The sequence below is a fragment of the Planomonospora algeriensis genome, from assembly GCF_977012225.1.
On the sequence record NZ_CDRNDK010000014.1, the window covers coordinates 1 to 26,199 of the forward strand.

29 protein-coding genes and 4 pseudogenes are annotated in these 26,199 nt (G+C 70.7%); 19 read left to right on the forward strand and 14 right to left on the reverse strand.

Translation table 11 applies throughout. The features are described from left to right. Positions 1-180: 180 nt before the first annotated feature. On the reverse strand, positions 181-495 hold the full coding sequence (locus ACWJ6R_RS02925) for a hypothetical protein (RefSeq protein WP_449060695.1): 315 nt from the start codon (positions 493-495) through the stop codon (positions 181-183). After that, positions 492-914, reverse strand: a complete 423-nt coding sequence (locus tag ACWJ6R_RS02930) for a hypothetical protein (RefSeq protein ID WP_449060696.1) — start codon at positions 912-914, stop codon at positions 492-494. Before ACWJ6R_RS02930 ends, ACWJ6R_RS02925 begins: the two co-directional genes overlap by 4 nt. A gap of 238 nt (positions 915-1,152) precedes the next feature. On the opposite strand from ACWJ6R_RS02930, the gene ACWJ6R_RS02935 reads away from it, so the two are divergent. Both ACWJ6R_RS02935 and ACWJ6R_RS02940 read left to right on the forward strand, forming a co-directional pair. Continuing rightward, a complete protein-coding gene (locus tag ACWJ6R_RS02935) occupies positions 1,153-1,782 on the forward strand; it encodes a recombinase family protein (RefSeq protein WP_449060697.1) in 630 nt (209 codons plus the stop codon). Then, positions 1,779-2,339: a hypothetical protein gene (locus tag ACWJ6R_RS02940; RefSeq protein WP_449060698.1), complete on the forward strand. Its 561-nt coding sequence runs from the start codon at positions 1,779-1,781 to the stop codon at positions 2,337-2,339. Before ACWJ6R_RS02935 ends, ACWJ6R_RS02940 begins: the two co-directional genes overlap by 4 nt. Positions 2,340-2,648: 309 nt before the next feature. Here the strand turns inward: ACWJ6R_RS02940 and ACWJ6R_RS02945 are convergent, their stop codons facing one another. Next, complete coding sequence (locus ACWJ6R_RS02945) at positions 2,649-3,770, reverse strand: serine hydrolase domain-containing protein (RefSeq protein WP_449060699.1); 1,122 nt, start codon at positions 3,768-3,770, stop codon at positions 2,649-2,651. Between the two features lie 99 nt (positions 3,771-3,869). Continuing rightward, the gene (locus ACWJ6R_RS02950) at positions 3,870-4,541 is read right to left on the reverse strand and encodes a DUF4097 family beta strand repeat-containing protein (RefSeq protein ID WP_449060700.1); all 672 of its coding nucleotides are present in this window, start codon (positions 4,539-4,541) and stop codon (positions 3,870-3,872) included. A 243-nt stretch (positions 4,542-4,784) separates the two neighbouring features. Between ACWJ6R_RS02950 and ACWJ6R_RS02955 the strand changes: the two genes are divergently transcribed. Continuing rightward, positions 4,785-5,519, forward strand: coding sequence for a helix-turn-helix domain-containing protein (locus tag ACWJ6R_RS02955; RefSeq protein ID WP_449060701.1), 735 nt, complete (start codon positions 4,785-4,787; stop codon positions 5,517-5,519). Positions 5,520-5,806: 287 nt separating this feature from the next. Here the strand turns inward: ACWJ6R_RS02955 and ACWJ6R_RS02960 are convergent, their stop codons facing one another. Both ACWJ6R_RS02960 and ACWJ6R_RS02965 read right to left on the reverse strand, forming a co-directional pair. Next, a complete protein-coding gene (locus ACWJ6R_RS02960; protein ID WP_449060702.1) occupies positions 5,807-5,992 on the reverse strand; it encodes a hypothetical protein in 186 nt (61 codons plus the stop codon). 14 nt (positions 5,993-6,006) lie between these two features. Further along, on the reverse strand, positions 6,007-6,456 hold the full coding sequence (locus tag ACWJ6R_RS02965; RefSeq protein ID WP_449060703.1) for a hypothetical protein: 450 nt from the start codon (positions 6,454-6,456) through the stop codon (positions 6,007-6,009). Positions 6,457-6,737: 281 nt separating this feature from the next. Here ACWJ6R_RS02965 and ACWJ6R_RS02970 point away from each other — a divergent pair, with 281 nt between their 5' ends. The 9 genes and pseudogenes from ACWJ6R_RS02970 to ACWJ6R_RS03010 all read left to right on the forward strand — a co-directional run. Beyond that, entirely contained in the window at positions 6,738-8,099 is a 1,362-nt protein-coding gene (locus ACWJ6R_RS02970; protein ID WP_449060704.1) for an IS701 family transposase, read from the forward strand. 284 nt (positions 8,100-8,383) lie between these two features. Then, positions 8,384-8,692, forward strand: a pseudogene (locus ACWJ6R_RS02975) (recombinase family protein); the annotation flags it as partial. Positions 8,693-8,780: 88 nt separating this feature from the next. After that, positions 8,781-9,848 carry a metalloregulator ArsR/SmtB family transcription factor gene (locus ACWJ6R_RS02980; RefSeq protein ID WP_449060705.1) on the forward strand — a complete coding sequence of 356 codons (1,068 nt, stop codon included), beginning with the start codon at positions 8,781-8,783 and terminating at the stop codon, positions 9,846-9,848. 2 nt (positions 9,849-9,850) lie between these two features. Next, the gene (locus ACWJ6R_RS02985; RefSeq protein WP_449060734.1) at positions 9,851-10,087 is read left to right on the forward strand and encodes a hypothetical protein; all 237 of its coding nucleotides are present in this window, start codon (positions 9,851-9,853) and stop codon (positions 10,085-10,087) included. Positions 10,088-10,298: 211 nt separating this feature from the next. After that, entirely contained in the window at positions 10,299-10,868 is a 570-nt protein-coding gene (locus ACWJ6R_RS02990) for a PadR family transcriptional regulator (protein ID WP_449060706.1), read from the forward strand. Next, positions 10,855-11,709: an SGNH/GDSL hydrolase family protein gene (locus tag ACWJ6R_RS02995; protein WP_449060707.1), complete on the forward strand. Its 855-nt coding sequence runs from the start codon at positions 10,855-10,857 to the stop codon at positions 11,707-11,709. The genes ACWJ6R_RS02990 and ACWJ6R_RS02995 overlap by 14 nt, the downstream gene beginning before the upstream one ends. Positions 11,710-12,114: 405 nt before the next feature. Continuing rightward, complete coding sequence (locus tag ACWJ6R_RS03000; RefSeq protein WP_449060708.1) at positions 12,115-12,933, forward strand: DUF305 domain-containing protein; 819 nt, start codon at positions 12,115-12,117, stop codon at positions 12,931-12,933. Between the two features lie 3 nt (positions 12,934-12,936). Beyond that, positions 12,937-13,119, forward strand: a complete 183-nt coding sequence (locus ACWJ6R_RS03005) for a hypothetical protein (RefSeq protein ID WP_449060709.1) — start codon at positions 12,937-12,939, stop codon at positions 13,117-13,119. Between the two features lie 562 nt (positions 13,120-13,681). Next, positions 13,682-14,179, forward strand: a pseudogene (locus tag ACWJ6R_RS03010) (hypothetical protein); the annotation flags it as partial. Positions 14,180-14,349: 170 nt separating this feature from the next. Here ACWJ6R_RS03010 and ACWJ6R_RS03015 read toward each other — a convergent pair. After that, positions 14,350-15,222, reverse strand: a complete 873-nt coding sequence (locus tag ACWJ6R_RS03015; protein ID WP_449060710.1) for an NmrA/HSCARG family protein — start codon at positions 15,220-15,222, stop codon at positions 14,350-14,352. 457 nt (positions 15,223-15,679) lie between these two features. Between ACWJ6R_RS03015 and ACWJ6R_RS03020 the strand changes: the two genes are divergently transcribed. The 6 genes and pseudogenes from ACWJ6R_RS03020 to ACWJ6R_RS03045 all read left to right on the forward strand — a co-directional run bounded on the left by ACWJ6R_RS03020 (position 15,680) and on the right by ACWJ6R_RS03045 (position 19,023). Further along, complete coding sequence (locus ACWJ6R_RS03020; protein ID WP_449060711.1) at positions 15,680-16,276, forward strand: hypothetical protein; 597 nt, start codon at positions 15,680-15,682, stop codon at positions 16,274-16,276. 117 nt (positions 16,277-16,393) lie between these two features. Beyond that, positions 16,394-16,708: pseudogene (locus ACWJ6R_RS03025) on the forward strand (alcohol dehydrogenase catalytic domain-containing protein); the annotation flags it as partial. 140 nt (positions 16,709-16,848) lie between these two features. Next, complete coding sequence (locus ACWJ6R_RS03030) at positions 16,849-17,067, forward strand: hypothetical protein (RefSeq protein ID WP_449060735.1); 219 nt, start codon at positions 16,849-16,851, stop codon at positions 17,065-17,067. A 24-nt stretch (positions 17,068-17,091) separates the two neighbouring features. Beyond that, positions 17,092-17,475: pseudogene (locus ACWJ6R_RS03035) on the forward strand (DUF7134 domain-containing protein); the annotation flags it as partial. Positions 17,476-17,563: 88 nt separating this feature from the next. Continuing rightward, the gene (locus ACWJ6R_RS03040) at positions 17,564-18,292 is read left to right on the forward strand and encodes a sensor histidine kinase (protein ID WP_449060712.1); all 729 of its coding nucleotides are present in this window, start codon (positions 17,564-17,566) and stop codon (positions 18,290-18,292) included. Between the two features lie 11 nt (positions 18,293-18,303). Next, complete coding sequence (locus ACWJ6R_RS03045) at positions 18,304-19,023, forward strand: response regulator (protein WP_449060713.1); 720 nt, start codon at positions 18,304-18,306, stop codon at positions 19,021-19,023. A 60-nt stretch (positions 19,024-19,083) separates the two neighbouring features. Here ACWJ6R_RS03045 and ACWJ6R_RS03050 read toward each other — a convergent pair whose 3' ends face one another. The 6 genes from ACWJ6R_RS03050 to ACWJ6R_RS03075 all read right to left on the reverse strand — a co-directional run bounded on the left by ACWJ6R_RS03050 (position 19,084) and on the right by ACWJ6R_RS03075 (position 23,886). Next, a complete protein-coding gene (locus ACWJ6R_RS03050) occupies positions 19,084-19,536 on the reverse strand; it encodes a DNA-binding protein (protein WP_449060714.1) in 453 nt (150 codons plus the stop codon). A 128-nt stretch (positions 19,537-19,664) separates the two neighbouring features. After that, on the reverse strand, positions 19,665-20,822 hold the full coding sequence (locus ACWJ6R_RS03055) for an erythromycin esterase family protein (RefSeq protein WP_449060715.1): 1,158 nt from the start codon (positions 20,820-20,822) through the stop codon (positions 19,665-19,667). Between the two features lie 237 nt (positions 20,823-21,059). After that, the gene (locus ACWJ6R_RS03060) at positions 21,060-21,638 is read right to left on the reverse strand and encodes a TetR/AcrR family transcriptional regulator (RefSeq protein WP_449060716.1); all 579 of its coding nucleotides are present in this window, start codon (positions 21,636-21,638) and stop codon (positions 21,060-21,062) included. Further along, positions 21,635-22,222 carry a sugar O-acetyltransferase gene (locus ACWJ6R_RS03065; RefSeq protein WP_449060717.1) on the reverse strand — a complete coding sequence of 196 codons (588 nt, stop codon included), beginning with the start codon at positions 22,220-22,222 and terminating at the stop codon, positions 21,635-21,637. Before ACWJ6R_RS03065 ends, ACWJ6R_RS03060 begins: the two co-directional genes overlap by 4 nt. A gap of 186 nt (positions 22,223-22,408) precedes the next feature. Beyond that, positions 22,409-22,972 carry a CAP domain-containing protein gene (locus ACWJ6R_RS03070; RefSeq protein ID WP_449060718.1) on the reverse strand — a complete coding sequence of 188 codons (564 nt, stop codon included), beginning with the start codon at positions 22,970-22,972 and terminating at the stop codon, positions 22,409-22,411. Between the two features lie 350 nt (positions 22,973-23,322). After that, entirely contained in the window at positions 23,323-23,886 is a 564-nt protein-coding gene (locus ACWJ6R_RS03075; RefSeq protein WP_449060719.1) for a signal peptidase II, read from the reverse strand. Between the two features lie 380 nt (positions 23,887-24,266). Here ACWJ6R_RS03075 and ACWJ6R_RS03080 point away from each other — a divergent pair, with 380 nt between their 5' ends. Next, on the forward strand, positions 24,267-25,169 hold the full coding sequence (locus ACWJ6R_RS03080; RefSeq protein WP_449060720.1) for a cation diffusion facilitator family transporter: 903 nt from the start codon (positions 24,267-24,269) through the stop codon (positions 25,167-25,169). Between the two features lie 190 nt (positions 25,170-25,359). Here the strand turns inward: ACWJ6R_RS03080 and ACWJ6R_RS03085 are convergent, their stop codons facing one another. Further along, positions 25,360-25,809 carry a DoxX family protein gene (locus ACWJ6R_RS03085; RefSeq protein WP_449060721.1) on the reverse strand — a complete coding sequence of 150 codons (450 nt, stop codon included), beginning with the start codon at positions 25,807-25,809 and terminating at the stop codon, positions 25,360-25,362. Positions 25,810-26,199 lie beyond the last annotated feature (390 nt).

A 26,199-nucleotide genomic window follows, 5' to 3' on the forward strand; every position in this document is an offset into this window, starting at 1 on the left:
GCAGCTCACACACCAGATTCGGCATCATGCGTGACCACCAACTGCGGAACCCGGGAAGAGGGCCGGCTCCCAGTGCCGCTCACGACAGCGGGTAAGGACGAGGTCTTGGCCGGGGATCGCCGATCACCAGTCGTCGGTGATGAGGTGCTGGGGCGGGGCCGTGATCTTGACGGGGGTTCCTCATCCCCGATAGACGATGTTCATCGTCATGGTCTCGCCGTCGCCGCCCTCCGGCCGGGTGAACCTCATGACGGCGTGGAAACGTCTCGGTAGATCATCCGGGCCCACCCAGAGTCTCCAGGTGATCGGTCCACCCCACGTGGCATCCTCCTCGGTCCCGAAGAACATTCCAGCCTGCCGCTCACCCAGCTGGGGAACCATCGCCGTGCCGCTGTAGAGGGTTGTCTTCACTCCCTCGAAGGTGCCACCGTCGGTGCTGGTTGCACCGTAAGAGGCACCCAGTTTGAGGAAGCCCGGGTTGATCCCGTTGATCAAGTCCTCTCCCCAGATGACCCCGGCCAGGTTCCGCCCGTAGCTCCATTTCCCCACCGTCGACGCGACTTCCAGACGTACTTGCCCTCCTTGGACCGCACGTAGGCCTGGGAGTAGAACTCCCGGCCGATGCTGATCCCTCGGGAGCGGCCCGTCCCATCTGGCTCCTGAGAGATCTCCGTGGTGTCGGCGGCGTACACCCCTGAAGCCCTGAAGCGGTACGCACCGGACGCCTTCATGTCCCAGGTAGCCGGAGGTCCGCCACGTCGCTTGACGAAGAAGCGCACGCTACTCTGCTTCGCGAACTGCTCCTTGATCGCTTTGACGACGGAATCGAGAGAGCCCGGTTCAGGGGCCGCGTGCGCGGCGCCCCCGGGAATCGCGACGCTCAGCAGCCCGGCCATCACCAGCGCGATGCTCATACGTTTCATGTTCAGATCATCACGGATGATGATCTCTGTCTCGTCATGGCACGTCCCTTACCCCGCCTGATCGGCCAGATCGAGGATAAGCCGGTGGTGGCCTACCGGCCTGGGGGAGAGCGATCGGAAGCGGGCGCCATCGGCGAGCCGTACCGGGGACCGTCTCCGTTCCACAAGTCGGCCCACAACATGTGTTCCGGAAAGATGGTACGGAGTTGACTTCCTGTATGGTCGGGGCATGCCCCCGGTTGCTGATCATCCTGAACGCGGTCTCGAGCTCGGTTACGCCCGCGTCTCGACCACCAAGCAGTCCCTGGAACGCCAGCTCGACGCCCTGACCACGGCCGGCATCCCGGCCGAACGCATCTACACCGATCGCAAGACCGGCACCAGCATCGAGCGCGAGGGCATGACCGCCCTGCTCGCCTACGCCCGAGCGGGCGACACCATCGTGGTACACACCCTGGACCGGCTCGGGCGCAACCTGCGCGAGGTCCTCAACCTGGTCCACGACCTTTCCGAGCGCGGCGTCGGCGTGCGCTCCCAGGCCGACCCGCTGCCGGTCAACACCACCGACGCGGGCATGGGCCGCATCGCCTTCCTGCTGCTGGCGTTGTTCGCCGAGATGGACCGCACCTACACCGCTGAGCGCGCCGCCCACGCCCGCGCCGTCGCCGAAGCGAGCGGCCGCCGCATCGGCCGGCCCGTCGCCCACCCCGCCGACAAGATCGAATACGCCCGGCTGCTCAAAGCCCAGGGCGAGTCCCTCGGCACGATCGCGGCCAAGACCGGCATCCCCAAGACCTCCCTGCACCGCTACCTGGCCACCGCCGTCGCTCCGAAAGCCGAGACCGGAACGCCGGGATGAACGACTCAGCGCAACGTCGCCCCGCGCCGCAGGCCTTCAGCGTGCGCTGGTGGCAAGACGATCCCGAGCACTGGCAGTTGCTGCAGTTCGAGGCCGGTCACGATGAAGACGGCCGACCCGTTGACCTGTGGTGGAAGGATCGTCGACACGTCCTTCACGCCCTGATCCGCACTCCGGACCGCGCCGACGCCGGCTTCGCCCGGTTCCTGCTGAAGCAGGAGACACAGCGGCACGGACACTCCTGGGGGTTCAGCCACACCATCGAGATCGCAGCCCTGCTCGTCGCCGAACACCGGCGCACCGAGGACATCTGGCTGCTGTGGGAGGCGATCCTCAGAAGCTTCGACACCTGGTGTGGCCTTCCCCATCGTCTGCTGTTGTCCGCAGGAGCGGCCCGCGCGGTGGAGTACGTCGGCACCTGCGATCATCCGCAGCGAGACGATGTGCTGCAGCGCCTCCAGGAGATCCTCCCGGTCACCGACGAAGAGATCGCCCGGCTTCTGAGCGAGCGACGCCGCTACTACCGCGGGATCCTCGGCGAACTCGACGAGTCGTGACCAACGGCTTCGGCTCTGGCGGTGGGTGGTCGCTTCCGCTGGATGACGTTGGAGATCCGCCGCCGCTTACCGGTGAAGGTCACGGCCGTCCGGCACACGAACGAGGCGGCGTACTCCGACGCGGTGTCGGAGTACGCCGCCTGGGGACACCGGGCGCGCGTTCGTGGTGGCTGCTTCGGGTCGGGGCCGTCCTTCGGCGTCGGTCTGCCGCGGTGTGCGGTCCGGGTGGGTCCGGTCGTGCGTGCGGCGGGAGTCGGCAGGGGCGGGGCGGGCCGATCCGGCCCGTGCGGGTCCGCATGACCCGGCCCCCTACTGAGCCGGCCCGGCCTGTCCGCCGTCGAACACCTCGGCGACCAGGCGCTGGGCCGCCTGCTGGAAGGCCGCTCCCATCGACAGTTCGGCGTCGTCGACGTAGTTCAGCGCGGCGGTCAGGGTCGTGCCGCCGTCGGGCGTGCTGTACATCAGCGCCGCGTGGCCCGCGATGCCGCCGTTGTGGGTGATGACGGTGGCGCCGCCGTCGGTGGTCAGCACGAACACGCCCAGGCCGTAGTCCATGTTCGGGATGCCCGTCGGGTGCGGGGTGCACATCTGGGCCAGCAGCGCGGCCGGCAGGAGCCTGCCGCCCATCAGCGCGGAGATGAACGTGTGCAGGTCACGGGTGGTGGAGATCATGTCTCCGCCGCTGGAGATCCAGGAGGGGTCGTGCCGGGTGACGTCGACCGTCTTGTGCTCGTCGGCGTCCTGGTAGCGGTAGTAGGCGCGGGCGTGCGGGGAGGGGATGTCGGTCTGGCTGGTCGGCTGGACGGTGCCCGACAAGCCGAGCGGCCCCAGGATCAGCCGGTGCATCTCCTTGGCGACCGGCCGGCCGGTGACCTTCTCGATCAGCAGCCGGGCCAGCACGTAGTTGGTGTTGGAGTAGCTCCAGCCGGTGCCCGGCGCAAACCGCGCCGGCTTCGACAGCGCCAGCCGGACCAGATCTTCGGGCCGGTGGGTGGTGAACCGGCCCTCCGCCCACTCCTTGCCCGAGGTGGTGGCGGGGCTCCCTGGCACGAACGTGCCGTCGGGGTCGTAGTCGCCGGTGAAGTTGAAGATCCCGCTGGTGTGCTGCAGCAGCATCCGCACCGTGATCCGCTCGTCCAGCCCGAGCCCGGGCAGGTGGTCGGCCATCGGGTCCTCCAGCCCGAGCCTGCCTTCGGCCACCAGCTGCAGCACCACGGTGGCGGTGAAGGTCTTGGTGTTGCTGCCGATCCGCACGTGCCCGTCGACCGGCGGTGTGGCGCTCTGGCCCAGCTCGGCCGTGCCGGCGCTGGCGGTCCACTCGCCGCGTTCGTCGTGCACGCGCATCGTCACGCCGAGGAAACCGGAGTCGATCATCTCTTCGATGGTCTTGTGCAGCTGCGGGCGGGCCTGGACGGGGTGGGGGGTGGACATGGTGGTGTGCTCCTTGAGGACTGTTGCGGAATTCAGCTGGAGGGGATGGGGCCGCTGCGCCCGACAGGCCCTTGGCGCGGGCCCTGCGAGGCGCTCTTCTTACAGGCTGTGGGCGGTGATGTCGCCGTAGGCGGTGGTGGCGTGGATGGTCAGCCCGGCGGCGGCGCCGTCGGTGTTGGTCAGGGCGTTGTGGATGCGGCCGTAGGTGGTGCCGGCGTCCAGGGACGCGGAGGTTCCGCGGGCGGCGCCGACCGAGATGTCGCCGTGCTCGGTGCGCAGCGTGACCGTGCCGTGCACGGCCTCGGTGATGCGCAGGTCGCCCTTTTGGGTGCTGATCCGGGCGGGGCCGCCCAGGCGGCCGACTGAGACGTCGCCGGCCTGGAGGGTCAGGTGTGCGCTTTCGGTCTCGTCGAGCTTGATCGTGCCCTGCGCGCCGGTGAAGGAGACGTCACCGAGCCGTCCGACGCCGCGCAGTTCGGCGCTGGCGGCCTTGGCCTCGATGCGTGAGCCGGCGGGCAGCTGGACGGTCACCTCGATGGATCCGGAGGGGCCGAAGAACTGGTTTGCGGGTTCGGGGGTGCAGATGCGCAGGACGCCGTCGTCGTAGGCGACGGTGGTCTGCTCGGCCGCCTTGACGTCGCGGCTCTTGGCGGCGTTGGCGGGCAGGACCTCGACCGTGGTGTCGGTCCGGTCGGCGGCGATGAGGCGGATGCATCCTGCGGGGATGTCCAGGACCGTCGAGACCGGGGTGGGGGTGGCGAACTTGTGCATGGTGTGCTCCTTCGTCTGTGTCGTGCTCTCCGTCGGCATCTTGTTTCCAACAAGGGAAAAGCTACGTTGCTTTCACTATCTCGGCAACGTATATGTTGCGCATGAGAGTAGTTTTCGCAGGTTAATGCTTGAAAATTGTTGCAACGGTTCTGAATCTAACGCAATGATCTCAAACGCTCTCGTTGCAACCGGTGGAGAGTGAACGCTATGGTGGGGACACCACGGACGATGAAGGAGACCGCGATGCCGGGCGGCAGACTCACCCAGCAGGAACGCCAGCAGATCGCGCTGGGACTGGCCGACGGCCTGGCCTACGCGGAGATCGCCCGACGCCTCGACCGCCCGACCTCGACGGTCACGCGCGAGGTGATGCGCAACGGCGGCCCCGCCGCCTACCGCGCCGATCTGGCCCACCGCGCCACCGAACGCCGCGCCCACCGCCGCAGGAAGACCGTACCCCCGGCTCCCGGCACGCCCCCGCAGGCCCACGGACGCGACGCCGAGGCCGTACGCGAGTACGAGGAGACGTTCACCACCGTCTTCATGCAGTCGGGCCTGCCCACGATGACGGCCCGGGTGCTGGCGAGCCTCTACACCACCGACACCGGCAGCCTCACCGCCGCCGAACTCGCCGGGCGCCTTCAGGTCAGCCCGGCGTCCGTCTCCAAAGCGGTCGCGTTCCTCGAAAGCCAGGGCCTCATCCGCCGCGAACGCTACGAACGCCGCCGCGAACGCTACGTCGTCGACGACGACGTCATGTACCAGTCCACGATGGCCGGCGCCCGGTCCACTGCCCACCTCGGCGAGATCGCCCGCCAGGGCGTGGGCGTCCTCGGCCCCGGCACCCCGGCCGCCGCCCGGCTGGAGAACATCGCCCGCTTCGTCGACTTCGTCTCCGAGAGTATCGCCCGCGCCGCAGAGCAAGCCCGCGAGATCCTCCATACGAAACCCGAAGCGACCTCGGACGGCCCCGCCTGAACGACATTCGGATCCCGGTAAGGATGGACGCGGGACCAGCGGGGGCGGCCGCGACGATGCGGCGGTGACGCCGGTCCCCGGCCTCTCGTGCCGGGGACCGGCTCGGCTACCGCCACGACTTCGGCGGCCGCCGGGACCGCGGCATCGACGTGGAGAGATCCACCGCGCCACGCCGGATGCGGCCTGCCCACGCTGCAGAGCCGGCGGCCGGGCTTATCCTGACCGCTCCGACCCCAGAAACAACCGTCCCGAAAATGATCGTTTTCGGGACGGGTGCGAGGGGCGTGTCAGGTCGGGATAGAGCCCGAGAACGTCAGGTAAGGGTGTTCGCCGTCGAGCCACGCCCGGTCGAGCCGCACGCCTGCGGCCAGCTCGACGGCCGCCAGGAAACCCGCCTGCCAGTCCCAGCTGTCGTCTCTGCCGAGAAACTCCTCATCCACAACGTCGACGAAGAAGTCCTCCAGCGCCGCCAACTCGGGCCACTGCGTCAGGCCGGGGTGGTCCTCAGCGCGTCCCGGGAACAGTCCGTCGATTGCCAGGAGGACCTCGCGTCGACGGCGAGGGACAGGGAGTTCACGGAGTTGACGTTCCACCAGGCGTTGTAGACGCGGGCGTTCACGCTCACCCGCTGGAGCACGCTGGGGAGGGACAGCTCGCTGATCCCGTACACGACGACTGCCGTGCCGATTCGGTCCATGACCGCGCACGGTCCGGCGCGGGGGAGCGGGAGGTTGACGATATGGGGACGGGCCGTCCGGTGAAGCTCGTGGCTCGTTCCGTCGCCCAGCCGCGTGCTCACCTCCTGCAGGGTGAGCGGGTCCGCGCCGCCGTGGGGAAGGATGACGGTCCAGCTCAGCGCCACAGTCAACTCGGCCTCGCTGAGAAGCCGCCGGTAGTGCTCGTACACCTGATCGGCCGCAGGCCGTCCGGAATCCACGTGATGCCCTCCTTGATCATCGCTGGCGATTTAAGGTTGGGCGGTCTCGGCCTTCGCTCGGGCGCGTGGACTCTGCCCCTTGGGATGTCCGGTATTGTCCGGTCTGCCTTTTTTGATCACGGGGTGGTAGGGACGGACCCCACGGTTCTTGCGTCCCTTGGGACGGCCCGGCCCCGGTGTGGAGGGTTTCGGCGACCTAGTCGGTGGTTTGTTGACCTGGGGCTGGTGCCGCGGTAAGCCGGTGGGAGGAGGGAAAATCCTGCCATTCGGGGGTGGTCGTGATGACGACCGCACGACGTCCGTGTCCACCGGCCCCGGGCCCGCTGGAGGAGTACGCGGCCCGGTTCGATGACCTGTGGCGCTCGCTCGCGCAGCGCCGGGGGTTTCGCGACTACCTGACCGGGCTGCTGCTGCCGCGGGACCGCAACAAGACGCTGACCTGCCTGGCCGGTGCGGAGCCGGTGACCGGAGCCCAGAACGCGGCGGTGCAGCGGCTGCAGTTCTTCCTGTCGGAGTCGCCGTGGGACCCGGAGACGATCAACGCTCGGCGGCTGGAGCTGCTGCGGGCCGATCCGGCGACCGCGCCGCACGCGGACGGGGCCCTGGTGATCGACGACACCGGCGACCGAAAAGACGGCACCGCCACCGCCCATGTCGCCCACCAGTACCTGGGCTCGGTCGGGAAGATCGAGAACGGGATCGTAGCGGTGAGCACGCTGTGGGCCGACGAGCGCGTCTACTACCCCCTGCACGCGCTGCCCTACACCCCTGCGGGCCGACTGCCCCGCGGGCGCGCAGATCCGGCGTTCCGCACCAAGCCGCAGATCGCGGCCATGCTGGCCGACCGGGCCCGGGCCGCCGGGGTGGCGTTTCGGGCGGTGGTGGCCGACTGCGCCTACGGCGACAATGCGGCCTTCACCGCCGAGCTGTGGGCCGCGCGGGTGCCGTTCGTACTGGCACTCAAGCCGCACCAGGGCTGCTGGGCCCCGATGGAGGAGGCGCACACGCCGATCGACGCCGCCCGCCTGCTGCCGTGGGGCGGTCCGCCCGCGCCGGGCGCGTGGACCAGGGTCGTGCGGCGCTTTCACGACGGCCGCACCAGCGTGTGCTGGGCCGCCGACGCGGCCCTGGGCGGCTACGGCCCCCACCAGGCGGTCCGGCTCATCATCGCGACCACTGATCCGGCGACGCTGCCGGCCAAGGCCACGTGGTACCTGGCCACCAACCTGCCCCGCCCCGGCGGTCCGGCCGCGGCCCGCTCGCCGTTCCCGGCCGCCGAGCTCGCCGAGATCGTGCGCCTGTACGGCCTGCGCACCTGGATCGAGCAGGGCTACAAGCAGGTCAAGGACGAACTCGGCTGGGCCGACTTCCAGGTCCGCTCCGATGCCGCGATCCGGCGCCACTGGACGCTGGTGATGTGCGCGTTCGCCTTCTGCTGGCATGCCCGGCCGGGTGGTCCGGCCCCGCCGCCGCAGGTTCCGCCCGCCGCGGCCGACGGTGGAGAGAGGGGGATCCGATCGCGCGGCGCCGCCGGCGCCCTGGTGCTGGCCGCGGGCCCTGCGTCACGTCCGCGGCTGGTTGACCCCCTGCGCGCTGCTGCGACGCTGGTGGCGCAACTGGTCGACCAGGCCCCCGCCCACTGAACTGCAGGCCATGCTCGAAGCCGTCACCGCAGGACGGCCTCTCAACCTCTACACCCCGCCTTAACAAACCACCGTCTAGCGACTGTCGCCTTCCGGTCGGTGGGACAGGCTGCGCGAGAAGGTGATCTGTTCCGTCGGCCGGGCACCTGTATTAATATCCGGCGGATACCACGCCAGCTCCGAGAACCTCATCCGGCTTTCCGGGCAGAGGTTTCCGGACGGTGTCGGCGCAGGTCGCTACAGTGTCCAGAAAAGCTTACTTTTCTGGACGGAAAGGACCTATTGTGGCCGGCCGCACCGTCGCCTGCTGCCGCGCCTCGACCCGTGACCAGAACCCCCAGCTGCAACTCGACGCCCTCGCCGAGCACGGGTACGACCTGCTGTTTGAGGAGAAGGTCTCCAGCCACCTGTGCGGCGACCGTCCCCAGTTCGCTGCGGCACTGACCAAGCTGCGGGCCGATGACACGCTGGTGTTCTGGAAGTCCGGCCGGTGGGGCCGATCGGCCGCGCATGTGCTGAGTGTCGTCACCGAACTGCGCGAGCGCGGGGTGAAGGTCATCAGCCTGACCGAGAGCTTCGACCTGGACACCAAGGAGGGCCGGGCGCCCGGCATCACCATCACAGGAAAGCCATCCTATGTACATGGTTTCCTGAATTCAGATTTCCGTGTACTGTGGGCACATGCTGACGATCGCCCCCGAGGTCGAGGTGCTCGCCCGATTCGGCCGCGCGCTGGCCGACCCGATCCGCTGCCGCATCCTGCTGGCCCTGCGCCAGGCGCCCGCCCACCCGGCCGATCTGGCCGAAGCCCTGGGCATCTCCCGCACCCGCCTGTCCAACCACCTGGCGTGCCTGCGCGATTGCGGCCTGGTCGTGGCCGTGCCCGTCGGCCGGCGCACCCGCTACGAGCTGGCCGACGCCCGGCTCGGCCACGCCCTGGACGACCTGCGCGCCCGCCGTGGTCGCGGTGGCCGCCGACGCCGAGCGCACCTGCGCCGGCGCCGAGACAGAGGGCTGCTGCTGATGGCCACCCTGTCCCTGGGCCCCGCCCCGGCCCGCCGCGCCGCCTTGGCCCGGCGCATCCGGCTGCTGGTGGCCGCCACCATCACCTACAACGTCATCGAGGCCGCCGTGGCGATCACCGCCGGCACCCTGGCCTCCTCGGCGGCATTGATCGGGTTCGGCCTGGACTCGATCGTGGAGGTCGCCTCGGCCGCCGCGGTGGCCTGGCAGTTCTCCGCCGCCGATCACGAGAAGCGGGAGAAGGTCGCGCTGCGCGTCATCGCGGTCTCGTTCTTCGCGCTGGCCGCCTACGTCGGCGTGGAGGCCGCGACCGCCCTGCTCGGCGCCGAGCAGGCCGGGCACTCCACGCCCGGCCTGGTCCTGGCCGCGCTCAGCCTGGCGATCATGCCGCTGCTGTCGCACGCCCAGCGCACAGCCGGCCGCGAGCTCGGCTCGGCCTCGGCGGTGGCCGACTCCAAGCAGACCCTGCTGTGCACCTACCTGTCGGCGGTCCTGCTGGCCGGCCTGGCCGTCAACAGCCTGTTCGGCTGGTGGTGGGCCGACCCGATCGCCGCCCTGATCATCGCCGCGGTGGCGGTCAAGGAAGGACGCGAGGCCTGGCGCGGGGACGCCTGCTGCGCCCCGGCCACCGCCCTGGCTCCCACCTCCGGCCCGGCTACGTCCGATGGGTGCGGCGACGGCTGCTGCAGCAGCACCGACACCGCCGACGCCACCGACAAGGAGTGATCATGGCCGTTGTCGCACTGCTGCTGTATCTGACCGCCCTTGCTCTGGCGTTCGACTGGCGCACATTCGCGCACTGGCGCCGCACCGGTGACACCGGCCTGCGTCTGGACGCCGGCACTGCGGCCACGCTGGCCGCCCAGCTGGCCATGGGCGCCTCCTGGCGGATCGGCGTGGACTCCGGCGAGCGCACCGCGCTGGTCACCGGCGACCCGTCCGTGCCTGACCGCCTGCTCCACTGACAGCAGCCGGGCGCACGACCCCTGTCGACAACCGGGCACGCAACAGCGAGTCCCAGCCTGGCCCGGATCAGGCCGGTGCCATGGACCGGGCCGCCGTGCAGGCGGCCCGGAAGCGGCCCACAACGGTCATCCTATTCAAGGACGTGATTAGTCATGTAATTTACTACAGTGTACGGGCCCATTCCGGGTGGAGGCGAGAAAGGCGGCGTCGATGGCTCTGCGGCACGCCGTGCTGGCGGCACTGCTGGACGAGGAGCTCAGCGGCTACCAGCTGGCCAAGGCGTTCAGCCTGGGGGTGGCCAACTTCTGGCACGCCCTGCCTCAGCAGCTCTACGCCGAACTCGCCAGGCTGGAGCGGGACGGACTCGTCAGCGGCAGGGAGGTCGTGCAGGACTCCCGGCCCAACAAACGGGTGTTCACCGTCACCGGCGCCGGCCTGGCCGAGCTGGAGCGGTTCGCGGCGGCCGCCGCCAAACCCTCCTTCATCCGCGACGACCTCCTCGTCAAGGTCCAGGCCGCCGACCACGTCGACGCCGGCGAGGTGATCGCACGGCTCGCGGAGCGGGCCGCCTTCGCCGACGCCAGGATCCACCTGCTCGGCGGGCTGCTGCGGAAGATGCGCGGAGGCCGGAGCGAGGAGGAGTTCCTGCGCCACGGCGAGCGGATCGGCCCCTACCTGACGTGCCTGCGCGGCCTCGCCTTCGAGCAGGGCAACCGCGACTGGTGCCGCCGGAGTGCGGCGATCCTGCAAGAGAGGCGGGCGGCCCATGCCCGGGGGTGAGTACCTGCGCTACGTCGCCCTGGGCGACAGCCAGACCGAGGGACTCGGCGACGGCGACGACGCCGGCAGCCTGCGCGGCTGGGCGGACCGGCTGGCCGAGCGGCTCGCGGTGGCCAGCCCCGCTCTCCAGTACGCCAACCTGGCCGTACGCGGACGCCTGGCCTCCCAGGTCCACGCCGAGCAGCTCGGCCCCGCCCTCGCCCTCCGCCCCGACCTCGTCACCGTCGTCGCCGGGGTCAACGACCTGCTCCGCCCCCGGTTCGACGCCGATGAGACGGCCGGCCACCTGGAGGCGATGTTCGCCGCACTCACCGCGCAGGGCGCCCTCGTGGCGACCCTCACCTTCCCCGACATCGCGCGGATCACCCCGCTGGCCCGCCCGGCCGCCCCGCGCGCCGCCGCGCTCAACCAGCGCATCCGCGCCGCCGCGCTGCGCCACGGGGTCGTCGTCGCCGAGACCTCCCACCATCCGGTCGTCACCGACCCGCGGCTGTGGAGCCGGGACCGGCTGCACGCCAGCCCGCTCGGGCACGAGCGGATCGCGGCGGCCGTCGCCCACGCGCTCGGGCTGCCCGGCAGCGGCGACGACTGGACCCACCCGCTGCCCTCCCCGGCGGTCGTCCCCTCCGGCTGGCGGGCCGCAGCCGTCGAGCTGCGCTGGGCCGCCGCCTTCCTCGGCCCCTGGATCGGCCGGCGCCTGCTGGGCCGCTCCTCCGGTGACGGCCGTACGGCCAAGCGCCCGTACCTGCTTCCCATCGCCGTCCCCCCGGTGGGAAGCGGGCCGGACGGGCTCGCGGGCGGGTTCACGGAAGGGCGCGGCGGACCCGCGGGCACGGTCTGACCGGCGCGCGGGACGCGGGTCCGGCCATCCGGGCGCCCGTCCGCCAGGGCCATCCGGAGCCCTGCGTTTTACGTTCTCCTGGGCCGTCCCGCCCGTCTTCGGTCGTGATCACGTCAGGGTTCCGCCACCTGCCTGCGCTGCCCCGTGTCGCGCTTGAGCGCGGAGCGCGGTTACACGACGATCACGCGTGACGGTGCGGCACCCGCCCGCCCGGCGGGGCGGGCGGGACGGACGTTCACAGGGGACGACCGGCCGACGGCGGTGCCCGGCCGGTCACCGTGCCGGTGATCCAGCCCCGGCGGATCCGTCCGCCCGTCCGCCTGGACGCCTGGACGCCTGGACGCCCGTCCGGACGACCCGTTCAGCCGATCCGCTTTCAGACGACTCAGAAGAGGTGCCCGCAGCATGCGCCTGACCGTTCTCCGCCGAAACATCGCCATCGCCACGGCCGTCGCCGTCGGGGCGATCGTCGTTCCCGTCACGATCGCCTGGAGCACCTCACCCGGCAGCTCCGTCGCGGTCACGTGGAACGCTCCGAACGTCGCTGCGGCGCCGGGCACGTCGCGCGTGGCCGCCGCGCCGACCGCGTCCCGCGCCGCCGCGCCCGGGGGCCGCCACGGCCACGACTCCGGTCTCCAGCCCTATCCCACCCCGCCGAGGGCGTACGACTTCGGGGAGACCCTGGCCAGGATGGAGGGCGATCTGCTGGAGATCGCGTTCTTCGCGCAGATGATCCCGCACCACCGTGCCGGGGTCGAGATGTCCCGGCTGCATCTCCAGCGCGGCGTCGACCCGCAGCTTCGCACCCACTCCGAGAACATCATCGCCTTCCAGGGCTTCCAGATCGGGCAGTTCACCCGTTGGCTGCGCGACTGGTACGGGCTCACCCCGCGGCAGGCCGTGCAGCGACTCCCCCGCGAGGCCCGCCGGGAGATCGAGGACCTGGACGAGGAACTGGCGATGATGGTCGCGGAACTGCGATCGGTCCCGGCGGGCAGGCGGTTCGACGTCGAGTTCGCGCGGTTGATGATCCCGCACCACCTGTGGGGCATCATGGAGTTCCTGGAGCCGGAAGCCCGTGCCGACCACCCCCAGCTGCGGGTGGCCTCGGCCACGGGGATCGTCGCCCAGCAGGCCCAGGTCGCCGACATGCGGACCTGGCTGTCGGGGCAGACCGGCGGACGCGACGAGCACGGCGGACGCAACGGACGCGACGAGCACTGAGGCATGGCGGGGCGGCCGCCGGCGATGGCCGTCCTGGTGGAGGAGGTCCGGGCCGCCGGACCGGGGATGACCGTGGTGATGTGCGGCGAGACGCTGTGGTGGCGTTGCCACCGGCGTCTCATCAGCGGCGTGGCCGCCACCCGGGACCTTCACAGCACGATGAGTGGAAGGTCACTCCTGCGGTAGCACCGCCGTGAGCGCCCTCCATCCGGCGGCATCAGCCCGCCTGGACACGGCCAGGTCATGACCGGCATCGATCAAGGTCCCCCGGCAGCGAGGGCGGCGGTTGCCACCTCGCGCCTCGGTTCGTTTCTTGGAGGAGACGCGACAGGGCAAGCACACGAAGTGCCGACTGGAACCGATCACGCGAAAGCACGCAAAGACCAGTATGGCGACATCGGGGCCTCCTGGCAGAGCCCAAGAGATCGCCGACTGCGAACGGACACGAGGAACTCCGGGGGGATCGGCCAGCAGCGGGGTCTTGCGCCCGTACCGGACGGTGAGACCGGGGGTGCGTCCATGGAAGTGGTGTAAGAGTTTCCCCAGACCCCGTGTCGCGGCCCGACCGAAGTGCGGCCGGGTCCGCGACGCCAGATGAGAACGGTGACCGTCGTGAACCTTGATGTGATCATGTGGCCGGACTTGCCGTGACCGGCGATGCGGCAAGAATGGCTCGGAGCGGAGGAATTCGGTCTCGGCCGGGGCTGGCTTTACGACCACCTGAAATCGCCGCCACCGCCACCAGGGGGTCGCGGTCGAGCAGATACACCCCGAATACGCCCCCGGCCAGTACGAGGTCTCCGTCGCCGTGACGCACCCGGTCGGCGCGGCCGACCTCGCGGTGCTGGTGCGCGAGACCGTCCGCGCCGTCACCGCACGCACCGGGATGCGCGCCGCCTTCGCGCCGAAGGTGCTGGCCGGCGGGGTCGGCAACGGCGGCCACGTGCATTTGAGTCTGTGGCGCGACGGCGTGTCCCTGATATCCGGCGGTCCCGGCCCCTGCGGGCTGACGCGCGAGAGCGAGGGGTTCGCCGCCGGGATCCTGACGCGGCTGCCCGCCCTGCTCGCCGCCGAGGCGGCCGCGCTGAGCCTGATCGACGAGTACCGGGTCAGGGTCTACCCGGTGCTGGTCGGCGGCGGCATTGCGTTCTTTCCTCACCGCGAGCGCCGGGTGGATCTCGAACTCGTCGAGACTCGCACCTTCAGCTCGAAAGTCGTCTACCTCCGCTACCGCGTGACGCGCTAACCCTCGTCCGCCGCGCCGTGGGAAGAACCCGAGTGCCGGAGGTTCCAGCCGAAAGAGACGTCATGACGAGGTTCGCTCGTCTGCAGAGTCCCTGAGGAAGCCGCCGACATCAATTCCGCGCAAGCTGCTGACGGTCTCTCCGCGCAACACATGGCAGGACCGAAGGGTGCTCAGCCCGCGAGGATTCTGTCCCAGTCCACCGTCTTGGCCCACGCGGCGTAGCTGTGCCAGTGCACGGCGGGGTATTTGGCGTGCAGAGCCTCGATGTCAAGGAAGTCGGTGGTGTTCTCGAAGTTCTCGAACATCGCGGCCACCTCCTCCCCGGCCCACTGCCGCACCATGTCCAGCGGCAGCTGCCGGTAGGGGATCTCCCTGCCGAGTACCTCGCTCAGGATCCGGGCCGCCTCCTGGCCGGTGACGCGATCGGACGCGAGGTCGATCCGCTCGCCGACGAACTCGTCGGGGTTTTCGACGGCATGGACGGCCATGCTTGCGATGTCCAAGACGCTCACCTGGTCGAGCGGCTTGCCGGGACTCAGCGGGTTGGCGAGCATGCCGTCGCCGAGCCGGCTGAAGCCGAGGTTGAGCACGTTCTCCATGAAGTACACCGGGCCGAGCACCGTCGCGCGCACCGGCCGCTCGCGCAGATACGCCTCGATGAGCTGCTTGCTGTCGGCATGGTCGATGCCGGTGGCCACCGGTCGGTCGCCGCCGCGCACAGAGGAGTACACCAGGTGGGCGTCGAGGCGGGCGGCGACGTCGACGAGCAGGCGTCCCTGCGCGACCTCCTCGTCCCTGCCGCCCTCGCTGAACGGCACCGACAGACCGAATACCGCGTCGGCGCCGGTGCAGGCCCGCTGGAGCGCGTCGGGATCGGCGAGGTCGCCGGTGGCGAGCCGTACGCCCCGGGCCGACAGCGCCTTCGCGGCGGGCGACTCCTGCGAACGCACGTACGCCACCACTTCGTGGCCGCGTTCCAAAAGCAGGTCGGCGACCGCGCCACCCTGTTTGCCGGTGGCACCGATGACGACGACTTCGGTCATGACAGACATCTCCATGGTTGAGACGGGATTCGATCCAGGACATGCGGGCGCGTTCCGGCCGGCCGGCCCGTCCAGCCGCGCCGCCCGCCGTCAGCGATTCTGGGACCTCAACCACAATTGAGGTCAAGCACTGGACGGCTCGGACGCTGCCTGACACCGGGAGACGTCAGGTGCCCGAGGATCACAGAAAGATGATCTCCGGTGCGTCTCGGCGCTGTGCGAGCGGTTCGGCATCCCTGTTCCTGAGGACTGTCGGCGCTTCCGGCAGTCCGGCCGGGAGCGGCCGGCTCCTGGCTTCTGCTCGCCGGCACTGACGGGGCGCATGACCGCTGACAACGATCGGGCCCGCAGCGGTTCGCACATGGGAGGCGGGAAGTGCTGCACCATGCGGGAGCGCGAAGAGCAGTTCCAGTAGGAACCGGACGCTGTCGGCGGCGTCGAGGCGGGCGGCGAGCGCATGTCCATCCCGGTCGTTCTTGACGGAGCGGTGGAGGGAGTTGGCGTAGGCGTCGAGCCATTCACCGGAGTTCCGGAAGGCCTCATCGGCGTCGAGTCGTGCCTTGGCGGCCAGGATGCGGGCGATGCCTCCATCCAGCCGATCGAGCACGATCGTGGCGCGGGCGAGGGCGTAGCGCTCGAAGCCGGGCATGCCGGCCGCGCGGAATCCGGTCAAAGTGATGACGGCGAGGTCGAGCAGCGAGGTGCGGCGGCTACCGCATCCGACTCCGAAGTCGTCTGCGCGAGTGTGCGAAGCGGTCTACACGCCGGAGATCGCAGTATCAAGTTACAGGACCCGGAGCTGCTCGCCGCCTATGGCATCCTCGCGGCTGCGCACAGCACCGTCGCCACCGACCACGTCGCCGACCTCTTGGGCCAGCTGGCGGCCATCATCGCCGACGGCGCGGAGGCCACCGCCCGCGTGGTCTTCCACGCCACCGCCAAGTTCCATCACCTCGCTCATGCCGCCGAATGGCAGGACCCCGGCATCGGCGCCGAGCTCGACGAGGTGTGCAGCTTGCTGCTCGAAGGTCTTCAGGCCCCCGCGTCGCCATAGCCGGCTCGGGTGGAGCACACGCCGCGGCTGATGCCGGCGGCGCAGTCAGCCCTGCCCATCACCATCCGGGCAGCAACGAACAAGAAGTGACGAACTACCGTGGTTCAAGCAACCGGAGTGACACGACCAGGCGGACCGGACGCTCTCGGCGAGCTCGATCTGGCGGCCGAACCGATCGGCCCCGGTCAGGTCAGGATCCGGGTCACCAGTGCCACGGTGAACCCGGTCGACGCGATGACCCGTTCTCGTCCGCGGCAAGACGCGGCGGACGCGGTGCGGGTGCCGGGCATGGAGGTAGCCGGCGTGATCACCGAGATCGGTCCCGCCGTCGACCGCGCGTTCACAGTCGGGGACGCCGTCATGGCCATCGTGGTGCCCTCGGGCGAGCACGGCGGCTACCGGGCGGACCTGGTCGTGCCGGCGCGGTCGGTCGCGAAGGTCCCGGCCGGGCTCTCGGACGTCCAGGCCGCCACCATCCCGATGAACGGGCTCACCGCGCAACTCGCGCTCGACACGCTGGCGCTCCCGGCCGGCGCGACGGACTCTTCGACGCCGCCGCGCTGGAGGCGGCTGTGCTCCCGGCCGTCAAGGACGGCGGCACCGTCGTCACCGTCCGCGGCTACCAGGGCGACGGGACCGACCGGATCCGCGTCGCCCCGATCTTCGTCCGCGACTACGTCAAGGCCGCAGCCGAGCTCGACCGGCTCGCCGAACTCGCCGGCGATGGACGGCTCACCGTCCGCGTGGCCGGCCGGCTGCCCACCTCCCGAGCCGCCGCGGATGCACCATGATCGATAAGGCGATACCGTCCCGGTATGGAATGGGCTGGATGGCGGCGCGGTGGAAAGGACATCACCGACGCGGTGGTGGCGGTCGCCGTGGCGCTGATCATCAGATACGCCGTCGTCGACCCGCCGGGGCCGTCGTCGTCCTGGCCGCCCTGGTCGGCCTGGCCGATAGCGGCGGTCGTGAGTTTCCCGATCGCCGTCCGGCGGCGCCGGCCGCGGGCCGTACTCGCCGTTGCGTGCGCCACGGCCGCGGCGGCGACCATGGCCGGCGCCGTCGCGGCGGGCGCGATCTGGCTGACTTTCACACCGACCGTGCTCGTGCTGTACCTGGTGGCCGCCACCGCCTCGATCGCATGGTCGGCGGCGGGGCTGGCGGCCTGCCTGCTCGCCATGGTGACCGCGGTCCTGAGCTTCTACGCGCAGGTGTTCCCGGCTCGAGCCCGCGGCGACGCCCAGCGAGATACGGCCGGCCTGGCCGATCGAGATCGGCACGATCGGCGTGCTCCTGAGCGCCGCGTGGGCGGCCGGAACGGTCGTGCGCTGGAAGCGGGAGACGACCGCCCGCCTCGTCCGCCATCTCGCCGAGGCCGCGGTGACCGACGAGCGCAGGCGCATCGCCCGGGAGCTGCACGACATCATCGGCCACAGCATGAGCCTGATCGCCGTCAAGGCCACCGTCGCCAACCACGTCGCCGACACCCGCCCGCAGGAGGTACGCGCCGCGCTGGCCGTCATCGAGCAGACCAGCCGCAGCACGCTCGCCGAGATCCACCGGGTGCTCGACCTGCTGCGCTCCGACGGTGATTCTCAGCAGGCCCCCGTGCCCGTGCCCGGCATGGCGGACCTGCCCGGGCTGGCCGACCATGCCCGCTCGGCCGGGATCGAGGTGGACCTGACCGTCCGGCAAGAGGCCGAGCTGCCCGTCGCGGTCGCGGTGTCGGTGTACCGGATCGTGCAGCAGGCCCTGACCAACGTCGTCACCCACGCCGGGCACACCCGCTGCTCGGTCACCGTGGACGCCGACGGGCGGGAGGCCGCGGTCGAGGTCGTCGACGACGGCCCCCGCCACGGCCGGCCGCCGCGAGCGGAGCACGGAGGCCACGGCTTGATCGGCATGCGGGAACGGGTCAGGATGTACGGAGGAACGTTCGAGGCGGGGCCTCGGCCCGAAGGAGGCTTTCGCGTGTCGGCTCGACTGCCCTACGATCCGGACGGCACCGCGACGTGAGCACCGGCGACGTGAGCATCGACGATCTGAGCATCGGCACCGCCCCGCACGAACCGTCCCCGCCCGTCCGGGTCCTGCTCGCCGAAGATCAGGTGCTGATCCGCGACAGCCTCAAAGTCCTCATCGACGCCACCCCGGGGCTGGTCACCGTGGGGGAGGCGGGCACCGGCGCCGAGGCCGTGCTCCTGGCCCGGCGGCACCGCCCCGACGTCGTCCTCATGGACGTGCGCATGCCGGAGATGGACGGCATCGAGGCGACCCGGCGTATCTGCGCCGATCCCGCCTGCGTGGGCGCGCGCGTGCTGATCCTCACCACGTTCGATCTGGACGAGTACGTCTACGCGTCGCTCCGGGCCGGCGCGAGCGGCTTCCTGCTCAAGAGCGCCACGGCGAGCGAGATGCTGGCCGCCGTCGAAGTCGTCGCCTCCGGTGAGGCGCTGCTCGCGCCCACCGTGACCCGCCGGCTCATCACCGAGTTCCTGCAGGGCCCTCATCCCGCCCAGGCCGCGCGGGACCTCGACGTCGTCACCCAGCGCGAGCGCGAGGTGCTCACCCTCATCGGCAGGGGGATGTCCAACTCCGAGATCGCCGAGCATCTGCACCTCACCGTCGGCACGGTCAAGACGCACATCGGCCGCCTCCTGGCCAAACTGGACGCGCGCGACCGGGCCCAGCTCGTCATCGCCGCCTACGAAGGCGGGCTGGTCGCCATCCCGGACGGCCGCCGGTAACCGGCCGGCCCCGCAGCCGCCGTCGGAGGAGCCGCCCGCTCCGGGCGGAGGACTCCCCGCTCAGGGCTGATCGTCCTGCGGGCCGGAGGCGGCCCGACCGGCCAGCCGCTCGTAGCGTTGCCTGGCGGCCTGCGGGGTACCGAGCCCGAGGCCGAAGGCGATCTCCTGCCAGGTCATGCCGCGGCCCCGCGCCATCCGGATGAGCCCGGCCTCCAGGTCGTCCGCCTGCGCGCGGGCCTGGGGGATGAGGCTCAGGGCGGCGACGATGTCGGCCCGGTCCACCTCCGGCTCGCCGTCGTCCGGCAGTGCCGCACCGCTGAGCAGGAACGACACGATCCTGACGGCCTCGTGCGGTCCGAGGACCGAGGGGTGGACCTGCCGTCGCCGTTGCGCGTCGGTGGCGGCGTGCCGTTCGGTGATGCGCAGGAGTGAGGCGTATTCGCGGTGTGCCCGGGCCTGCCCCGGATGCAGGGGGGCGAAAGGGTCTGCGGGCTGCTCGGAAGTCGGCGACATGAGACCAGGATGATCAATAGGTGATCGGTTGTCAACTACTTGTTTTGAACTATTCGTTTAAGCGTGGAGTCGCTCTCGGCGGAGAGCCGGGACCGGGGAACGCGCGGCCGGAGCCCGGTGCGGCGCGGTCAATCCCAGGCGGCGGTCTCCTTGAGGAAGACGATGCCGTCGATCATGCCGAGGTCGGCCGGGTCCAGTGGGAAGTAGGCGTAGTCCCGTGAGATGCGCGGGCTCGGCTGTGTGACGGCTCCGGCCAGGAGGCGGGCGTCGACGAGAGAGCGGTCCCAGGGGAGTGCGGACAGGATGCCCTCGACGGTGTCCGGGGGCGGGACGTCGGCGCCGATCGAGCCGAAGGCCGAGGCCAGGAAGGCGTACCGCTCGCCCAGGTGCGTCTCGGCGATCGCCCCCGCGCTCCACCACTGCAGCGTCTGGTCGCCGAGCCGCATGAGGCTCCTGGTCCGCTGCAGGTGGAGGTTGTGGGCGAAGACCAGGGCCGGGCCGTGCTCGGCGGCGGCACGCAGGTTGGCGGCCATCATCGCGTCCCGCAGGGCCGACAGCCGCGACACCCGCACCGGGGAGGTGTCGGCCATCCAGGAGTGGTAGCGGAGCAGGCCGACGGCGGTGCGCGCGTACAGCGCCGCCCGCTCCCTGTCCTGCGCGCTCAGCCGCGGCGCCTGCGTGTCGAGCAGCGCCACCAGGTCGTCGGCGATCAGGCGCAGCCGCCGGGCTTCGGTGGACCGGCCGATCGACTGGGACGGGTCCATGACCGTGGCCTGGTTCGTCCACCGGTCGTCCGGTCCCAGCAGCGCGTCGAGGGTTTCGCCGGTGCAGGGGAGCGGGCCGTCGAGCAGGGCGTGAAGGGCGGTGAGCGCCTGGCGCGGACTCTCGGCCCAGTACTCCAGCGGGCCGTCGAACCCGAAGAACCGGAGCCTGTCGTCATGCTCCTCGTTGTACGCCCGCATCCAGCGTACGAGGTCGCGGTTGGCCGGTGACGCGCCGAAGCCATGGCTGAAGCCGCGTTCCATGACCTCGTCGAGCGTGCCCGCGCCCGTCGTGATGTGGTCGTCCACCACCAGGCCCTTGAGGCAGTCGCTCTCGATGACGAATGACCGGTAGCCCTCGTGCTCGACCAGATGCCGGAAGACCTCGTTGCGCAACTCACCCAGCTCGCCCACGAAGTGCCTGGCCTCGCCCAGGCCGAGCAGCAAGGGCGCGGCGGGAAGCGACCGGAGGAACGCCGAGACGCTCGCGCCGTCGAGCGGACGGGCCGTGTCCTTGATGTCCATGGCCTCAACGATATCGTTGAAACATCGGTGTAAACTTTTCCGGATAAAACCTGCTCTCATCGCGATCAACCTTCAATCGGCGATGCTTCATGAGGCCGGTGGCCGCCGAAGGACACGGTGCCGTTGGTGAAGAACAGCGCGGTGACGGCCTCGCCGCGCCCGGCGCGGCGAGAGGGACGGCGGCGACGGAGGGCGGCTCTCCGATCACGGAGGTGCGGCGGAGGCGGGAAGGGGAGATCAGCGCAGGTATCGGCGGATGGCGTGGCGGATCTGCTCGGGCGTCATCGGGTCGGTCGACAGGGCGCTGTGCAGCACGAGCCCTTCGATCAGCGCGTCGAGTTCCCGGGCGGTGGTGGCGTCGAAGTGGAGTTCCAGCGCTCGGCGGCTGCGCGCCATCCAGGACTGGGTGACGGCCTTCAGCGCGGGGTTGCGCGCCGCGGCCCCGTACAGTTCCACGGCCAGGACGAGGTCGTGCGGTGAGCCGAGCAGGTCGTCCGAGACCAGTGTGACGACGGCTTCGATCGCCGTCTCACGGTCCCGGGCGGCGCCCAGACGCTCGTCGAAGACGCGGGCCGCCGACTCGGCGTGCCGGGTGAACGCCTCGATGAGGACCTCCTCCAGGGAGGCGAAGTGGTAGGTCATCGACCCCAGCGGCACGTCGGCGACGCGGGCGATCTCCCGGTGCGTCGTTGCGGCGACGCCGCGTTCGGCGATGACGGTGAGGGCGGCGTCGATCAGCCGGTCCCGCCGTCCGGGGTCGTGCCGCCGGGGCCGCCGCGAAGCGGATGGCCGCGAGACCGCGGTGGGATCGCTCATGGAGTGCCGGATTCGATCGTGCGGATCACGCGGGCGGGATTGCCCACCGCCACGACGTTCGCCGGCAGATCGCGGGTGACCACCGCGCCGGCGCCGACGACGGTGTTCTCCCCGATCGTGACCCCGGCCAGGACGATCGCCCCGCTGCCCAGCCACACGTTGTCGCCGATGGTGATCGGTTTCGCGGCCTCCCACTTGGCCCTGCGGGGCTCCGGGTCGACCGGGTGCGTCGGGGTGAGCAGCTGGACGTTCGTGCCGATCTGCACGTCGTCGCCGATGACGATCGGCGCGACGTCCAGGGCGACGAGGCCGAAGTTGGCGAACGACCGGGCGCCGATGCGGATGTGGCTGCCGTAGTCGACCCGCAGCGGCGGCCGGATCTCCGTGTCCTCGCCGACCGCGCCGAGCAGTTCGGTGAGCAGCCGGCGCCGCTCCTGCGGCTCGCGGGCCGATGTCGTGTTGAACGCGTCCATCAGGTCCATGGCCCGCAGGTGGTGCTCGGTCAGTTCCGGGTCGTCGGCGATGTACAGGTCGCCGGCGAGCATGCGCTCGCGCATCGAGCGGCCGTCCGCATCAGATGTCATGCGTACAAGGGTACACACTATGTGTACACTTGTACATATAGTGGAGGGTGTGGTGCCGGTGCCCGTCGCGAGCAGCCGGAGCGGTCTGGATCCTGCCGGAGTCGGCTCATCGGTGAACTCATCGGGCGTCAGGGAAGGTCCGCGGTGACGCGCCGGGCCAGCGCAGTCGGCACCAGCGGGAGCGGGTCATCTGGCGGCGAAGTCCTGGGTCCAGTAGATCACGCCATCGGAGCCCTCGGCCGCGCCGACCCCGATGAAGGTGAACTTGCAGTTCATGATGGCGGCCTTGGTCACGGAGTCGCCCATCCAGGCCTGTACGACCGCGGCCGGGGTGCGGTAGCCCTTGGCGATGTTCTCCGCCCAGCCGGTGCCGCCGGTGAAGCCGGCCTCCTTGATCCGGTCCGTGAAGGATCGACCGCTACGGGAGGTGTTCGAGAGGTAGCCGTACTGCGCCATGTCGGCCGAGTGCCCGCGGGCGGCCCGGTGAAGTCGCGGGTGGTGCTTGAGCACCCGGCATCCCTTCTTCACCCGCTGGGCATTGACCAATCGCACGACCGTGTTCTCCCGCGCCGTTCCCACTGTGACGGCGTCGGATGCGGACGCCGTGCCGGCCGGCCCGAACAGGTTGAGCGAGCCGAACCGGCCGATGCCGGAAGCCGGGGACGCCGTGGCGGCCTGCGCCGTACTGACGGGTGCGGCGATCGTGGCCAGGGCGGCGGCTGCGGCGAGCAACCCGAGAGATCGGCGCACAGGAAATTCCTCCGGTTGCGGTAGAGGCTGGACGGCGCCGCGTTCTGAGGCGACCTATATCGATGGGCCATCTTATGTCTCGGCGATCACCGCACGTTCAAGGTCGACGGGTCACAGCGGGTCGCCGCCATACCGCGACGATCCGGTCGTTCAGCGGACCCGGATCTGCAGTCAGCTGCGCTGGCACCTGCACGAACTCGGTCCCGAGCTGGAGATTCCCTGCCGGGGTCTGCGTCGCCGCCTGTCCGGCGTGGTCTACCGCGCTCAAGACCGTTGACGCCTCCCGCGCCGAAACGGCTGGACAGATGCGGGCAGCGGCCGCTCTTCGTGTTCTCGACCATGCCGCCGGCTCAGACGCCGGCCGCGGTGCCCCCGGAGGGGGTGGGGGCGTCCATGCCCTTGTCCGGTGTGCCGTCGAGGGAGATGCCCCGCGCGCTGAGCAGCACCACGAAGGCGCAGCTTCCGGTGAGGGCGATATCGGCGAGGTTGCCGACGAACAGTCCCCCGTAGTCGATGAAGTCGACGACATGGCCCCGGGCGAAGCCGGGCGGGCGAAATAGGCGGTCCAGCAGGTGAGAGGCGGCACCGCCCAGCAGCGCACCCAGCGCCACGGTCCAGGCCGCCGAACGCAGCCGCCGCCCGACATGCGCGATGCCGGCCACCGCCGCAGCCGCAACCAGGGTGAACACCCACGTCGCACCCTCGCCGATCGAGAAGGCGGCCCCCGGGTTGAACAGCAACCGCAGCTGAATCACCCCCGGGACCACCGAGACGCGTTCGCCGTCGGCCAGCGCCGAGATCGCCCACAACTTGGAGGCCTGGTCGACGAGAAGAACCATGACGGCCAGCACGAGCATCCACCCGTACGGCCGCATTCCTCGTCGCGCTGCGCGCGCGCCTCGTTCGTCCGACATGCCTGCCTACCTCGCGATCGGGGGATCGAGCACAGCAAATCTAGCGATACCGGCCTGCTGGTGGATACGGCGATGACGGCCCGTCCCTCACCTCCGGGTGCCGGAGAAGAGTCCACGAGGGTAAGGGTCAGGCAGGCGACGCCGCAGTACAGCCCGAACCGGACGTGCCGTCCGCCTGTCGCCCCTGCGGGAGACCGGCCGATGGAAAGGGCCGCGACCGCCCCGACCCTGGACCCGGCTACGGCCATGCTCACGGTCACGGTCACGGGCGCGGCGGTGAGGAGGCGAGGGGGTACGGCAGGATCCGCGCGCTGCTTTCCCGAGTCCATCACGCGTTCACCCTGCACAGCCACGACAGTGCCGGCAAGACCGACGCGGCGTTGGAGTCCAGCAGCCGGGGCATGCGGGTGCTGGCGATCTCCTTCGCCGCGCTGGTCGTCACCGCGGCCGCCCAGGCGGTGGTCTTCGCCTTCTCCGGGTCGGTCGCGCTACTGGGCGACACCCTGCACAACATCGCCGACGCCCTGACCGCGGTGCCGCTGGCCATCGCCTTCTCCCTGGGCCGGCGGGCGGCGACGCGCCGCTTCACCTACGGCTACGGCCGGGCCGAGGACCTGGCCGGGATCGTCATCGTGGCCGTCATCGCCGGCTCCGCCGCCCTGGCCGGATACGAGGCCGTCCAGCGGCTCGTCCGCCCGCAGGACGTGCACGCGCTGGGCTGGGTCGCCGCCGCCGGCGTGATCGGGTTCCTCGGCAACGAGTGGGTGGCTCGTTACCGGATCAGGGTCGGCCGCGAGATCGGCTCGGCCGCGCTGGTGGCCGACGGCCTGCACGCCCGCACCGACGGCTTCACCTCGCTGGCCGTCCTGCTGGGGGCCGGGGGCGCGGCGGTGGGCTTTCCGCTGGCCGACCCGCTCGTCGGCCTGGCCATCACGATGGCGATCTGCTTCGTGCTGCGCGATGCGGCCCGGGAGATCTACCGCCGCCTGATGGACGCCGTCGACCCGGTCCTGGTCGAGCAGGCCGAGCAGGTCGTCGCCGCCACCGGCGGGGTGCGGCGGGTCGGAGCGGTGCGGTTGCGCTGGATCGGCCACGACCTGCGCGCCGAGGTCGACATCGTCGTCGATCCCGAGGCGTCCCTGCTGCAGGCGCACGCGATCGCGGTCGAGGCGGAGCACCGGCTGATCCACCAGGTGCCGCGCCTGCGCGCGGCCACCGTGCACACCGACCCCGACGGCGCCGGCGAGGTCGACCATCACGCGGTGCTGGCTGGCCACCGCTAGCGGTGAACAGCGACAGCGCCACGCCCGCGTGATCGCTGCACGCCTGTGCCCGCAGGGCGCCGCTCACCCGGTAGCGCGGCCCGGCGTGATCAGTGTCGTCCGGGGCGCCCAGCGCATCGCGAGAGCGGTCCTGGCCGGCCGCCTGCACGGCTGCGGGCGTCCGCCATCCAGGGGCCGATATGAACCGCTCTCAAGGCCGGCCGACGGGCTCACGGTGGCGTTGCCGGCGGCGCAGCCGGGGCGCCAGCAGGTGATCCAGGCCGAAACGGCCCGAGCCGGCCGCGGCCAGCGCCAGGCTTCCCGCGCCGAGCGCCATGACCAGCTCGGCGCCGCCGGTGTCGATGAACAGGCCCTTGCCGGCGTGGACGAACAGGTAGGCGCCCAGCATGTTGACGGCCAGCAGCAGACCGGCCACCGGCACCGCCAGGCCGACGATCAGCGCGATGCCGGCCACCAGTTCCACCAGCGCGGCGAACCAGGCCGACAGCGTCGGCAGGGGAACCCCCGCCTGCTCGAAGAACGCCGCCGTGCCGGCGAGGCCGTTGGTCGCGATTTTCTGCCAGCCGTGGGCGACGAACACCACGCCGATGCCCAGGCGGGCGATCAAAAGAGCTGCGTCCCGTAGCGCGGTGGGCACCATGGTCCCTCCTTGGCTGCCCGGCGGACACGCTTTCCCGCCTCCCGATCCTGCGGCACAGGCCGCTGAGGTAAGGCAGGCGGGCGTTTCCCCGGGCCGTTCTCCGATCGTGGACGATAACCTCCGTTTCCCGCCCTACCCTCATGAGCTGGGCAAACACCCGATCGTGTGCGGGTGTGGCGAGTGATGGCCCGCAGGGTTTCGCCGCTTGCTTCCTGTTGAAGGGCATTTGGGCTGTCTTGGTCTTGATCTGACGCAGGTCTGCCGGACCGCGGGCGATGCCCGGGTCAGGTCGGCCCCATCACGAGCCGGACGGGAGCCGACAACGCCACCGCCGCGTTCCCTGGTGCCCGAAGCCCATTCCCTGAGAGGTTTCCTTTCGAGGATCGTCCT